Below are 13,257 nucleotides of genomic sequence, written 5' to 3'. Positions count from 1 at the left end.
TTCTCATACCATTGAAGCCCGTCTAGAGATATTCACCAGATATTTTAGGTTATACATGAGAACTGACGACACTAGCAGGTTAACTTGCTTTCATATGGGATGGTAATGGCAATAAGATCAGCCAGTGTGTAAATGGAGGTGCAGGCGTTCAATATGGCTATGATGCTATATTGCATTGAATGCATCAAGGCAGTTGTAGGGGGGAGTTACAATTGGTTTTTATAATGATGATTATCTAAAATATGAAATAGGCATTCTGATTGCTGTATTAATTATGGGAACGCTATAAAGTATTTATATAGTTAATATTTCCAGAAACTGGGTGGTATAGCACGGGCTGAGTTGTGCGCGGGTCATGTGCCAGTGGCTGGATTGCAGTTCGCTGCCTAGCTGGATGCTGTTGCGGCCGTAACGGCTGGTGATGCTATCCCATGCGCTCATGAGTTTGGTGCTGTGGTTGTGTTGGCTGGGATAAAGTAAGTCCTGTTGCTGGAATGTCTGTGCTGGTTCAATGCCACTTAGTTCGATGCCGCATTTTTTATATTTGTAGCCGGGGCGGTAGATGTTGCGCAGCAGATTCTGGGCGATATGGTTTAGGGTGAGGGTGTCAGCACTGGGCTGTGGCAGTTTGATAGACTGGTAGCCGTTGTATTGGGATTGGTCGTGGCGAAAGCGGTTGGTGTAGATAAAAATGCTGATGATGTGGGCGTAGCTGTTTTGTTGACGCAGTTTGGCCGCACCAGCACTGATGTGGTGGCTGATGGCTGCTTGCAGTCCGTCGAGGCTGGTAATTATGTTGCCAAAGCTGCGGCTGCGAACGATGTGCTGGCGACTGGCTTCGTTGATGATGAGTTCGCTACAGGGTAAACCCTGCATTTCGCGCTGGGTACGCTCGAGTACGACGCCGAATTGTTTTCTAAGGGTGGGGGTATGGGCGTTGATGAAGTCGAGGGCGGTATGGATGCCTTGAGCTGCGAGTTTCTGGCCGATTCTGCGGCCGATTCCCCAGATTTCGCTAACAGGGGTGCTGGCAAGGGCGCGTTGCTGGATGTTGGGATTCCAGTCTGTCCAGACGATGACGCCGTTGAAATGGTGGCGGTAGCGTTTGGCCAGATGGTTGCAGAATTTGGCCAGAGTGCGGGTGGGTGCGATGCCGACGCAGGTGGGTATGCCTACCCATTGCTGGATGCGGTTGCGGATGTTGTGGCCGAGCTGGTGCAGGTTATTCAGGTTGTGCAGGTCGGCAAAGCATTCGTCGATGGAGTAGATTTCAATCGCTGGCACGAGGGAGGCGATGGTGTTCATCATGCGCCGTGACAGGTCGGCATATAGTTCGTAATTGGAGGAAAAAACGGTGAGTTTTCTCTGCTGAATGAGGTGCTGAATCTGGAAATAGGGGACGCCCATTTTGATGCCGATGTCTTTGGCTTCGCTGGAGCGGGAGATGACGCAGCCATCATTGTTACTCAGGACGATGATGGGCTGTTGTTTGAGTTCAGGGCGATAAACTCTTTCGCAGGAGCAATAGAAGTTATTGCCGTCAATCAGGGCAAACATGAGTGGGATTCAGGGCTTGCAGGCGGTGTTTGTGCTGCTGGATGATTTGATAAATGTCTCGATCGAGCTGGCCTTGTGGCTGGCTGAGGATGGTGTGCAGTTGGTCGTTGTTACTGGCGCTACCCAGATAAATCCATTGATGGAAGATATGGTATTTTTGCTGTTCTTTGATGTAGGCATAGCTGGTAAATGGCCAATCGGCCAGTTTGATTTTTTGTAAGGCCAGTGCCAGTTTGAGGTTGTGGGTGGTGGCAGTAATTTTGTTGATGCAAGCGCCGCTGCATTGGTGTAGTTGGTGGCGGAAGCAGGGGCGGTTGCTGCTGCCTTTTTCGATACCAAGGGTTTGCAGACACAGGTCGGTGTTGCTGATGGTATTTTTGATGGCTTTCTGTGCATCGCTTTTGCTGTGAAACAGGCCGTAGTAGCGCTGTTGCTGGTTGAACTGGACGTGATGCATGGGCACGATGTTCAAGGTGTCGTAGCCGTGTGTGTTGGTACTGAGCTGGAAGCTGAACAGGTCTTTCTGACGGCGCAGGCGACGGTTGAGGATAGGCTGGCGCTGTTTGATTTGTGCAGATTCGGTGAGCAGGGCATCCAGTTCGCCACTGCAAGGGATTACGTCTATTTTTTTGGCCTGCTGTGACAGGCTCATTTCTTTGCTGTTGTGTACATCCTGACCGAAATGGCTCAGCAGGCGGGTTTTAACTTGTTTGCTTTTGCCGATATATAAGGGGAGGTCGTTATCGCCGTATATGAGGTACACGCCGTAATCGTCACTGATGTTTTTCAGGATATCGTTGTTAAGGTGGGCGGGCAGGCTGGGGCGTTGCATGATGGTTTTGCAAGCCTGATGCAGTATGTCGGCTGGAAAGTTGTGTTTGAGCTGCTGCCAGAAGTCGTAGATGGCGCGTGCATCGGCAAAGGCACGGTGGCGGTTGTGCATGTCGATGTTGTGACGGGCAATGATTTTGTCCAGCCCATGATGTTTGTGTTCAGGGTAAAGCTGACGTGACAGTTTGACGGTACATAGTTGTTGTGGGTTGAAGGTTCTGCCCAGACGTTTGAAGGCGGCTTTGATGAAGCCGTAATCAAAGCGTACGTTGTGGGCGGCGAAGATACGCCCTTTGAAAATGGCACTGAGCTGATCGGCAATTTCGTCGTTGAAATGTGGTGCCTGTTCTACCATTTGGTTGCTGATGCCGGTAAGAGCCTGAATGAAAGGTGGAATGCTGGTGTTGGGATTTAGCAGGGTGTGGAAAACCTGTGGCTGTTGCTGACCAGCTTCAGTGTAGACGACGGCGATTTCGGTAATGCGATCGCTGGTAGTACGGCCACCGGTAGTTTCGATATCGACAAAGGCAAGTTGTTGATCTGATAACATGATTTCTGGGTTAACGGGTGTGTTTGATAATGTAGGTGACTACGCCGACGATGGTGAGGGTATCGCCTTCTCTAAAGCTGAAGTTGGGATAGGACTGGCTGCTGTTTTCGGAATGCAGTTCGATGTGGTTGTTACTTAGTTTGTGCAGGCGTTTGATGGTGAATTCGTTACCCAAGTCGGCCATGACGATGTCGCGGTGTCTGGGGGTGAGGGAACGATCGATGATGAGCAGGTCGTTGCGGCTGATGCCGGCATCGTGCATGGAGTCTCCGCCACAGCGTACGGCAATGGTGGCAGCCTGGTTTTTTATTAGGTATTGGTTGAAATCCAGATAATCGCTGATATAAGGTTCTGCCGGGCTGGGAAAGCCGGCAGGAATGGTTTCTGTGGCTAATGGGATGTTTAATTGGCTGAGGTTGTCAGCTATTTTCCAGCAATTGGCAGGCAGATGTTGTGCTGGGCGCAGCGGGGTATCAGCCAGTTGGTTTATCAGGTGTTCTACTGTGGGTATCAGGCTTACAGGTATGCGTTTGACTATTTTGGGCTCAGCAATTTTGGCTTTACGTCCAGCTCCGGCTCTGGTGCCTCCATGTCCATTGGATTTTGTTGCGGTATCAACCATTAAGATGCTCATCTTGATTAAGTTATTTAATCAAGAATGGTAGGGTTTTGATTTTTGTACGTCAATTATGCTTGCTGTAGATGGCCGGTAATGTTTTGTTTTTTATGCTTTATGCTGTTGAATATTACTTGTGTTGATGCAAGTTAACTGATTTTGTAATTGATTGATTATTTTAAATAGTTGTTGTTGATTGCTATTGGATGGGTTGTATATGTTATGGATTTATTATGATTTAATGTTGATAAGTTAATATTCTAGATATTTGATTTATTGGTTTTGTAAGTGGGTGGAGGCAGGTTGTGCTGAATGGTGATGTGAGATTGGTGTGCTGCTGCCCGAAGCTGGTTCATTTGCTATTTGGTCGAGAGTAATGGTGGCTTCCAGATGGGCATTTTGTACATCTGAAGCGGTGATAGCCGCAGTTTCGCTGGCGCTGCGATGGTTTTCGTGGTGTGAACAGGCAGCTATGCAGGTAATGGTGACAATGAGCAGTAATGAAGAGCGTTTCATGATTCTATACTGGTACGGAACTGATTGATTGTGATTGGTTAAGTGGTGTACAGCCGTATTGGCTGAGTAACTGGGTGGTTTCATATACAGGCAAACCCATGATGCCGGTAAAGCTGCCACTGATGTATTCGACTAACATGCCACCTAACCCTTGAATACCATAGGCTCCTGCTTTATCCAGTGGTTCGCCGGTAGCAATGTAGGCAGTAATCTGCTCGTCCTGTAAGGAGGCGAAGTGGACGGTGCTGGTTTGCAGAACGTCGCTGGTGTGGTTGTGCCAGTAAATACAAACTGCGGTGTGAACTTGATGTTGACGTCCTGAAAGTAGTTTGAGTATGCGGAATGCATCGTCGGGGCTGGCTGGTTTGCCCAGAATCAGGTTATTTAAGCTGACGGTGGTATCGGCGCTGATAAGGGGAAATTCGGGTGGCTGTTGCTGGTTTTGTTGCCATGTGGTAAGCGCAGCACTATTTTTCATGCGTGCCATGCGCTGGACGTAATCTGTTGCGTTTTCGCTCGGATAAGGCGTTTCATCAATTTCTGCAGGTAGGCGCAGGACATGGTAGCCAAGGTTAGTGAGGATTTCACGCCGGCGCGGGCTGCCTGAAGCCAGATAGATGGTTGGCGGGTTCATTGTTTTGTGTGGTGCAGGTGGTTATGTACTGTATAGGTTTGCTGTGGTTATTTTAACATTACTTTAAGCTGAATTGTTTTCTATTCATGTTGGGGAGGGTAGGTGTTTTGTTAGTTGTCCGTTTAATGGTTTACGTCGACGATAAATCGCCCTTTGGTTGTACCATTAATGATGTCTTGTGCAATTTTGGGGCATTCATTCAGGGAGATGATTTGTCCGATGTGTTGCAATTGTTTGGTATTCAGATTTTTGGCTAGAAAATCCCATGCGGCAATGCGTTTTGGATAGGGTGCCATAACGCTGTCGATACCAGCCAGTGTAATGCCTCTGAGGATAAAGGGGGCAACTGTTGCTGGAAAATCCATGCTCTGTGCCAAGCCGCAGGCAGTGACGATACCTCCATATTGGATTTGGGCACAGATATTGGCTAAGCTGTGTGAACCCAATACGTCTATGGCTGCTGCCCATTGTTCTTTTTGTAATGGTTTACCAGCGCAGGCTAAGGTTTTGCTGTCGATGAAATGTTGCACGCCTAGTTGTTGTAGGTAATCTGTGTTGTTGATTTTGCTGGTGGCAGCAGTGATGGTGTAGCCCAGTTGGGTGAGCAACATGATGGCGACTGAACCCACGCCGCCAGTTGCGCCGGTGATCAGGATGTTGCCTTGTTCCGGGGTGATGCCATGTTCGATTATGCGTTGGACGCACAAGGCGGCTGTATAGCCGGCAGTGCCGATAATCATGGCCTGTTGGGCACTGATATTTGTGGGCAGAGGGATAAGCCAGTCTGATTTGAGATAAGCATACTGGCTCAGACAGCCCCAATGGGTTTCACCACAGCCCCAGCCATTTAAGATGACGCTGTCTCCTGACTGATATTGTTTGCTGTTGCTGTGAATAATGGTTCCAACGCCGTCTATGCCGGGTATCATCGGCCACTGTCGCACTACTGGGCCGGTATTGGTGATGGCCAGTGCATCTTTATAGTTTAAGCTGGAATACTGTATTTGAAGCAGGGTATCGCCTGTTTGCTGCAATAACGCTTCTTCGGTGATGTTCTGGATGTGACAGGAAAACGTGGTCTGATTTTTTTCTAATAGTATGGCTTTAGCTAACATGGTTGTATTCCTGTTGTTGATAATTAGACGGCTGGTCTAGTTTTTACTATAGACTGTTTGTCTAGTTGAAATCAATTTTGAAGAAGATTAATCGGCTTTCAGGATGAGCTTAGCTAAATTTCAGGAAAAATAAAAGTTTAGTTTTCTATTTCTCTTTAGGCTGTAGCAGGATTTGTTTAATTGAGTCTTATTAAGCTGAAGAATTGCTCGTAAATGTATCAAGTGGTGTTGTATTTTTAAGCAGTTTGGCGCCGCTTACGGCCGTTACCTGCCAAGCTAGATGAAGCAAGCAAGTTTGGTACTGTTTGATTGTGGGTTTATTTTATGCGGTTGTTGTGCCTCTTGCGGGATAATGGCGTGTACTGGATGGTTCTGTCATTACGGTAAGATTTTTTGTTTGCTGTAAAGATAAGAGGGATGGTTGATTCTGTTTTACTTTCCCTGTTTGCTGACGGCAATACGACACAGCCAGTCTAGCCAGCTAATGGGTAAGAGCTTTTTTAAATACCAGAATAGATGTGCCGGTACGGTAACTGGATAGCGTGCTTTGGGTTTGCGGGCATTCAGGGCACGCACGCAGACGCTGGCGCATTGTTCGGCAGTTAATGTAAATGGTGCTACAGCACCAGCAGTTTGCAGGCGGTTGAGCTGCGCCTGATAGGCAGCACGATGTACGCTGTTTTCAACATCTATATACTGTTTGAATTTGACTAGGGCATTGGGACGGAAGCGGGTGGCAATTGGCCCCGGTTCGAGCAGGCTGATATGGATACCGCTGGCATGGGTTTCCTGTCGCAGGGTGTCGCATAATCCTTCCAGTGCGAATTTGCTGCTGATGTAGGCACTGCGCCATGGCATGGCTGCATAACCCAGTATGCTGGAGTTAACCAAAATGCGGCCATGTTGCTGGCGGCGAAAGATTTTGATGGCGGCATTGATGCATTGCCAAGTACCAAATACGTTGGTGTTGAACTGCTCCTGCAGGGCTGCGCGGCTGATGTCTTCGGCAGCACCAGTCTGGCCATAGCCAGCATTGCAGAATAAGGCATCCAATCGGCCGAATTCGGTGATTACGGTTTCGATAGCAGTATGTATTTGTTCGTCACTGGTGATATCCAGTTGCAGACTATGAAAACCTTCGGCACGTAAGCGTTCTACATCTTCTGCGCGACGGCAGCTTGTATAGACGCGCCAGTTGTCCTGACGCAGTAATTGTGCTGTGGCATAGCCAATGCCACTGGAGCAACCGGTGATCAGGATGGTTTTTTGCATGTTTATACTTGGTTGAAATCCGTTTTAACGGTTCTAGTTTAACATGCTGGATGGCATGTGTTTTCTAAGGTTGTATGTTTGGTCTGTTTACATCCATAAATGGTAAAAATGTTGCCTTCTTTATCATAAGGGATACGCAGGCATTCAAGAGTTGCTCTGAATGCAGTGGTTTCATCAATTATTTTATCGGCAATTAATCTGCCTCTGTGCTGGCTTATTGTGGCCGAACTTTGAGCCACTTAATCATAAGGAGTGGTGGCATACTTCATAATAGTAATTATTCCAGTTATCTAGCCAGTTTGGTACTTTATTTAAGTAAGGTATAGCAGGTTTTATCTTTATCTGTGATACAGCGCAATATATAAGGCGGTTCAAAAGCTAAGCTGCTCACAGCATGCTGCAATTTAATCCATTTGAGGTCGTTCATCATGGGAATAAATTGTTTTGCTACTATGATTTCCACTACTTTCTGTTTTAGTTGCTGTATGTCTTTATGCACTGTTATGTAATGTTTATATTCATTATATAAGGAAGTTATACCATTTAAATCATTGAATTCCATTATTGTAGATTAAATATTCTAGTTATTTCGATAAACACCATTGTGGATTATTACTCCTTTTCGGCAGCAGCATCGTAGGCATCAACGATTTTTTGCACCAGAGGATGGCGTACTACATCTTCGCTGGTAAATACATGAAAATAGATGCCGTCAATGTTGTTGAGCTTTTCGCGTGCATCTTTCAGGCCGCTTTTGATGTTTTTGGGCAAGTCAATCTGGCTGGTATCACCGGTAATAACTGCTTTAGCACCAAAACCTATGCGGGTGAGGAACATTTTCATTTGCTCAGGTGTGGTATTTTGGGCTTCGTCCAGTATGATATACGCACCGTTAAGTGTACGTCCGCGCATATAGGCTAAGGGCGCGATTTCAATCAGTCCTTTTTCCAGCAGTTTGGTTACACGGTCAAAACCCATCAGGTCGTAGAGGGCATCATACAGGGGGCGCAGGTATGGGTCGACTTTCTGTGCCAGATCACCGGGCAGAAAGCCCAGTTTTTCACCAGCCTCTACGGCAGGGCGTACTAGTACGATGCGTTCTACCTGATGTTTTTCTATGGCATCTACGGCTGCGGCTACGGCCAGATAGGTCTTGCCGGTACCGGCAGGACCCAGACCGAATACTACATCATGTTTTAATAATGCCTGTATATAGCCATTCTGGCGTGGCGTACGGCCACCGATATTGCCGCGACGGGTACGCAATGTCCAGACTTTAGGTTCGTGATGTTCTGTATCTTGATGAATACTGGTTTTGGCTTCTATTGCAGCCAGCTGGACGTCGCTATCGTTGAGGTCGCGTTCCCGCGCGATGCTGGCCAGATTTTCCAGTGCTTTGATTCCTTGACTGATTTGTTTTCCAGTTAAGGTGAAATGGTCGAAACGGCGGGTAATTTCAAGATTTAAGGCTTTGCCCAGACTGGCAATATGCTGGTCTAATACTCCACACAGGCGTTGCAGAGCTGTGTTGTCTATTTGTTCTAACTGATAATGGCTGGTTTGGCTCATGGTTGTACTGAATAAGATTAGCTAAATATTAATATAATGTAGTCAAACTGGTCGAAAGCAAGGGTAAGTTGCCGGATAATGTTATGTTTAGTAGGGATGCTGCTTTAAGAATATACGATAAGAAATAATAGGGCAGTCTTGTCGGCAGACATGAGTTGGTATAGATTGTGGTTGTAAATAGAGGAATGCTGTTGGCAATTTACGCCAAATAAGCAGGTAAATGATTTTTGAATGGGAAATTGCATGCGGACTGCGAAAATTATACGTAATACCAGCGAAACTAAAATACAGATAAGCATTAATTTAGATGGCACTGGTGTGGGGAATTTTGATACTGGCGTGCCTTTTCTGGAGCATATGCTGGATCAGATTGCACGCCACGGGTTGATTGATTTGGATATCCGCTGTCGCGGAGATGTGCATATTGATGACCACCATACAGTTGAGGATATTGGTATTGCGCTGGGACAGGCATTGAAACAGGCTTGGGGAGATAAGTGCGGAATTACACGTTATGGTCACAGTTATGTGCCGCTGGATGAGTCGTTAAGCCGGGTGGTGCTGGATTTATCAGGTCGACCGGGGCTGGTGTATAACGTTGAGTTTACCCGTGCTTTAATCGGGCGCTTTGATGTTGATCTGTTCAGTGAGTTTTTTCATGGTTTGGTGAATCATGCAATGATTACGTTGCATATTGATAATTTGCGTGGTGTGAATGCGCATCATCAAGCAGAAACGATTTTCAAGGCATTTGGTCGCGCGTTGCGGATGGCTGTGGCTGCGGATGAGCGTATGGCAGGGGTGATGCCGTCAACCAAGGGTACGCTGACTGCTTAATGGTTCTAGATAGATTGATTATATGTTGAGGTGTATACATTTACGGATATTTTTTTCTGTACTGTCTTAAGTGTATTGTTAACACTACTTTTGATGTTTGTCTGTGTGACGATAGCGAATGCTTGACATGCTGCTAGATGGCTGCTTTAAGATTAAAATATATAAATAATTTTTTATTTATATATTTATTTGTTTATTTGTGATAATGTTCGATTGTAAAATCTGGTGGCTATAATGATGGTTTCCTTGCCGAATCCGGAGCCGTTACTAATAGACGGGTTGATGCTAAGTGCTTGGTAGCTATGAATGAACTGTCAGCTGGAAGATAAAACCAGTGTGATGGGATTAGTTCACCGGGATGATTGATGGTAAGAACAAGCTTTTTCACTTCAGAATGATAGCTAGGTATTGGACAAATCTATTTTTGCTGATTCTTAGCGATTCTCATTTCATGTAAGGTAACGGGTTACAATCAGCCCGTATAATGAGAGTCAGATTCTAGGAGAATCTGGTTCGAATATACTCATTTGATTTTAATAAAGATTTGAAGATGAAGGTAGCCATTGTTAATTATGGTATGGGCAACCTGCACTCGGTGCTGCATTCGGTACAGGCTGCAAATCAGTTACAGCAGATGCAGGCCGAAATTATTTTGACGGCAAGACCGGATGAGGTATATGCGGCAGATAAAATTATTTTTCCCGGGCAGGGAGCTATGCCGGACTGTATGGCAGCTTTGCAGCAAAGCGGGTTGGCCGAGGCACTAATGGATGGTTTACGGAGTAAACCCTTTTTTGGTATTTGTGTTGGTGCTCAATTATTGTTTGATTTCAGTGAGGAAGGTAATACTGCCGGGTTGGGCTGGTTTCAAGGAACTGTACAGCGTTTTCAGAATGCTTCAGATGCGGATGGAAGATTGCTGAAAATACCGCATATGGGCTGGAATCGCGTCCATCAGACTCAAAACCACCCTTTGTTTGCCTCGATTGAACAAGATGAATGGTTTTATTTTGTTCATAGTTATTATCTGTTGCCACAAGATTCGTCTATTGTTATGGGTAAGGCAGATTATGGCAGTGATTTTGCCTGTATGGTGGGTAAGGATAATGTTTTTGCTACCCAGTTTCATACTGAAAAAAGCCATGTGGCTGGTTTGCAGCTGCTGGGTAATTTTTTGCGGTGGGATGGTACATGTTAGTTTAATTTAATGGTGGTGGTGTTTAATCTATTGGTATATGCGAATTTGATATGTTATTGATTCCTGCGATTGACTTAAAAGGCGGACAGTGTGTGCGCCTGCAACAAGGCCTAATGGACAGAGCGACGGTATTTTCTGATGAACCGGCAAAGATGGCTTTGCACTGGTGTCAACAGGGAGCACGCCGTTTGCATTTGGTGGATTTGGATGGTGCTTTTGCCGGTAAGCCAGAAAATATGATTTCTATCAAAGCAATACTGGAGCAGGTGGCTGATAATGTACCGGTTCAGCTTGGCGGTGGTGTTCGTGATTTACATACTATTGAGCGATATTTACAGCTGGGACTAAGTTACGTCATTATCGGCACTGCTGCAGTCAATAATCCACAGTTTGTCCGGCAGGCATGCGCTGCTTTCCCCGGGCAGATTATTGTCGGACTGGATGCTAAAGATGGTCTGGTTGCGATTGATGGCTGGGCAAAAGTAACTGATTTGCATGTGACAGAGCTGGCCAAACGGTTTGCAGATGATGGTATTGACAGTATTATCTATACTGATATCGGACGTGATGGAATGATGGGCGGTGTCAATATAAATGCCACAGTGAAATTGGCTCAGGAGGTTGCTGTGCCTGTAATTGCATCCGGTGGTGTGACCAGTATGGCAGATGTAGAGGCACTATGCGCAGTAGCAGAACAAGGCGTTGCCGGTGCTATTGTCGGACGGGCAATTTATGAAGGTTCCCTTGATCTGGCAACTGCCCAGCGCATGGCTGACCAGAATAAATGCTAGATTCTGCTTTCATCTGTCCAGCAAAATATCTGAATTCTGACTAAAAATATTGAAAAATAATGATGTTTGATAACAGGGGTTATCGGGAAACCGGTGTAATTTATTTAACTGTAATGTTGTATGATTAGGGAGACAGTGTGATGGTTAATATATTTGGTTCGCTAATATTGGCGTTATGGCTATTCTTGACAATGAATCGCAAAAGGCAGAGTTTTTTTGAGGCCAGTATGTTTATTATCATAATGATGGGGGTAAACTGCATCATGCAACATGCTTGGCCAGATGTGAACAATGCTTGGTTATTGGGATGGATTGCGCAATGGATTTATGTGTTTATTGCCATATGGTTATTTGATATTGTTTGCCTCAGTAGTCTAAGTGCCGCGATTTATTCAATAATAGTAGGTGTTGTCTATTATTATTTACAGCTGAATATGCCTACTCTTGTTGAGCGCTGGCTGAACTGATTATTGCTATTGCATAGCTGAGAAAGATAGTATCATGGCTTTAGCCAAGCGTATTATTCCTTGTCTGGATGTTGATAACGGGCGTGTAGTCAAAGGTGTTAATTTTGTTTCCTTGCGCGATGCTGGTAATCCCGTGGAAATAGCCCAACGCTATAATGATGAAGGCGCTGATGAGCTTACTTTTCTGGATATCACCGCCAGTTCAGATAATCGTGATACGATTTTACATGTTATCGAGGCGGTAGCCAGCCGAGTGTTTATTCCGCTGACTGTAGGTGGCGGGGTACGCAGTGTTGAAGATATACGCCGGCTGCTTAATGCAGGCGCAGATAAAGTATCGATTAATACAGCTGCAGTCACAAATCCCGGGCTAGTAAACAAAGCTAGTGCATTTTTTGGCAATCAGGCGATTGTTGTGGCTGTAGATGCCAAGGCAATTGACGCTGAAAATACGTGCTGGGAGGTTTTTACTCATGGCGGGCGCAGACAGACGGGGCTGGATGCAGTAGCGTGGGCGCAGGATATGGCGCTGCGTGGAGCAGGTGAGATTCTGTTGACCAGTATGGATCGTGATGGTACCAAAGCCGGTTTCAATTTACCTCTTACTCGGGCTGTAAGTGATGCTGTTAACGTACCGGTAATTGCTTCCGGTGGTGTGGGTAATATTGAGCATCTAATTGAGGGCGTGCAGGTAGGTCATGCTGATGCAGTGCTGGCAGCCAGTATTTTCCATTTCGGCGAAGTACGTATTCAGGATGCTAAAATGGCAATGAAACATGCAGGTATTGAAATGCGTGTATAGTTCAGGTCTGATGGTGGTTGTATATTTACCTGAAAATGAGGACAATTGCTGTGGTGAATACGCTTCTGGATGCAGTAAAGTGGGATGAGCATGGTTTGGTTTGTGCAGTAGTGCAGGACAGACATACTTTGCGTGTGCTGATGGTAGCTTGGATGAATGCACAGGCTTTGCGCCAGACAGTAACAACGGGCTTTGCTCATTATTATAGCCGTTCGCGTCAACAGCAGTGGAAGAAAGGCGAACAGTCTGGCCATATGCAGAAGGTATATGAACTGCGGCTGGATTGTGATGGTGATGCTGTGGTGTTACTGATTGAACAGTATGGCGGTATTGCTTGTCATACTGGGCATACCAGTTGTTTTTTTCGGCTTTACCAGAATGGTAACTGGCAAAGTGTCGAACCGGTTATTAAAGCTGAAAATGAGATATATATGCGTTCTGCTCAGGAGCAGACGCATGATGATTAAAAGGGAACAGAATGACACAAACACCAGAAGCAGCA

At 46.0% G+C, this 13,257-nt stretch carries 16 protein-coding genes; 6 read left to right on the top strand and 10 right to left on the bottom strand.

All coding sequences use genetic code 11. The annotated features are described in order from the left end of the window. Positions 1 to 294: 294 nt before the first annotated feature. From MJ761_RS01345 to MJ761_RS01310, 10 genes are all read right to left on the bottom strand, one after another. A complete protein-coding gene (locus MJ761_RS01345; protein WP_093091292.1) occupies positions 295 to 1,557 on the bottom strand; it encodes a Y-family DNA polymerase in 1,263 nt (420 codons plus the stop codon). Continuing rightward, on the bottom strand, positions 1,541 to 2,938 hold the full coding sequence (locus MJ761_RS01340) for a 3'-5' exonuclease family protein (RefSeq protein WP_093091290.1): 1,398 nt from the start codon (positions 2,936 to 2,938) through the stop codon (positions 1,541 to 1,543). The genes MJ761_RS01345 and MJ761_RS01340 overlap by 17 nt, the downstream gene beginning before the upstream one ends. 10 nt (positions 2,939 to 2,948) lie before the next feature. Further along, positions 2,949 to 3,560 carry a LexA family protein gene (locus tag MJ761_RS01335; protein ID WP_176715041.1) on the bottom strand — a complete coding sequence of 204 codons (612 nt, stop codon included), beginning with the start codon at positions 3,558 to 3,560 and terminating at the stop codon, positions 2,949 to 2,951. Positions 3,561 to 3,827: 267 nt separating this feature from the next. Beyond that, the gene (locus MJ761_RS01330) at positions 3,828 to 4,070 is read right to left on the bottom strand and encodes a hypothetical protein (RefSeq protein ID WP_093091285.1); all 243 of its coding nucleotides are present in this window, start codon (positions 4,068 to 4,070) and stop codon (positions 3,828 to 3,830) included. Between the two features lie 4 nt (positions 4,071 to 4,074). After that, positions 4,075 to 4,704, bottom strand: a complete 630-nt coding sequence (locus MJ761_RS01325) for a Maf family protein (RefSeq protein WP_093091283.1) — start codon at positions 4,702 to 4,704, stop codon at positions 4,075 to 4,077. 122 nt (positions 4,705 to 4,826) lie between these two features. Then, positions 4,827 to 5,819 carry an acrylyl-CoA reductase (NADPH) gene (acuI, locus tag MJ761_RS01320; protein WP_093091281.1) on the bottom strand — a complete coding sequence of 331 codons (993 nt, stop codon included), beginning with the start codon at positions 5,817 to 5,819 and terminating at the stop codon, positions 4,827 to 4,829. 432 nt (positions 5,820 to 6,251) lie between these two features. After that, the gene (locus MJ761_RS01315; RefSeq protein WP_093091279.1) at positions 6,252 to 7,091 is read right to left on the bottom strand and encodes an SDR family NAD(P)-dependent oxidoreductase; all 840 of its coding nucleotides are present in this window, start codon (positions 7,089 to 7,091) and stop codon (positions 6,252 to 6,254) included. A 38-nt stretch (positions 7,092 to 7,129) separates the two neighbouring features. Further along, entirely contained in the window at positions 7,130 to 7,330 is a 201-nt protein-coding gene (locus MJ761_RS10910) for a DUF6678 family protein (RefSeq protein ID WP_369796832.1), read from the bottom strand. 68 nt (positions 7,331 to 7,398) lie between these two features. Beyond that, on the bottom strand, positions 7,399 to 7,653 hold the full coding sequence (locus MJ761_RS10905) for a DUF6678 family protein (RefSeq protein ID WP_093091277.1): 255 nt from the start codon (positions 7,651 to 7,653) through the stop codon (positions 7,399 to 7,401). A 50-nt stretch (positions 7,654 to 7,703) separates the two neighbouring features. Next, positions 7,704 to 8,660 carry a PhoH family protein gene (locus MJ761_RS01310; protein ID WP_093091275.1) on the bottom strand — a complete coding sequence of 319 codons (957 nt, stop codon included), beginning with the start codon at positions 8,658 to 8,660 and terminating at the stop codon, positions 7,704 to 7,706. 231 nt (positions 8,661 to 8,891) lie between these two features. Between MJ761_RS01310 and hisB the strand changes: the two genes are divergently transcribed. The 6 genes from hisB to hisI all read left to right on the top strand — a co-directional run bounded on the left by hisB (position 8,892) and on the right by hisI (position 13,222). After that, complete coding sequence (gene hisB / locus MJ761_RS01305) at positions 8,892 to 9,497, top strand: imidazoleglycerol-phosphate dehydratase HisB (protein WP_369796831.1); 606 nt, start codon at positions 8,892 to 8,894, stop codon at positions 9,495 to 9,497. A 550-nt stretch (positions 9,498 to 10,047) separates the two neighbouring features. After that, entirely contained in the window at positions 10,048 to 10,695 is a 648-nt protein-coding gene (gene hisH / locus MJ761_RS01300) for an imidazole glycerol phosphate synthase subunit HisH (protein ID WP_093091271.1), read from the top strand. A 50-nt stretch (positions 10,696 to 10,745) separates the two neighbouring features. Continuing rightward, complete coding sequence (gene hisA / locus MJ761_RS01295) at positions 10,746 to 11,486, top strand: 1-(5-phosphoribosyl)-5-[(5-phosphoribosylamino)methylideneamino]imidazole-4-carboxamide isomerase (protein ID WP_093091269.1); 741 nt, start codon at positions 10,746 to 10,748, stop codon at positions 11,484 to 11,486. A gap of 227 nt (positions 11,487 to 11,713) precedes the next feature. Beyond that, on the top strand, positions 11,714 to 11,953 hold the full coding sequence (locus MJ761_RS01290) for a hypothetical protein (RefSeq protein ID WP_239392833.1): 240 nt from the start codon (positions 11,714 to 11,716) through the stop codon (positions 11,951 to 11,953). A 34-nt stretch (positions 11,954 to 11,987) separates the two neighbouring features. Further along, positions 11,988 to 12,755: an imidazole glycerol phosphate synthase subunit HisF gene (hisF, locus tag MJ761_RS01285; RefSeq protein WP_093091265.1), complete on the top strand. Its 768-nt coding sequence runs from the start codon at positions 11,988 to 11,990 to the stop codon at positions 12,753 to 12,755. Between the two features lie 35 nt (positions 12,756 to 12,790). Next, the gene (gene hisI, locus MJ761_RS01280) at positions 12,791 to 13,222 is read left to right on the top strand and encodes a phosphoribosyl-AMP cyclohydrolase (RefSeq protein WP_239450456.1); all 432 of its coding nucleotides are present in this window, start codon (positions 12,791 to 12,793) and stop codon (positions 13,220 to 13,222) included. Positions 13,223 to 13,257 lie beyond the last annotated feature (35 nt).

This window comes from Snodgrassella communis, from assembly GCF_914768045.1.
GTDB classification, from domain to species: Bacteria; Pseudomonadota; Gammaproteobacteria; order Burkholderiales; family Neisseriaceae; genus Snodgrassella; species Snodgrassella communis.
This window is presented reverse-complemented; position numbering and strand designations above follow the sequence as displayed.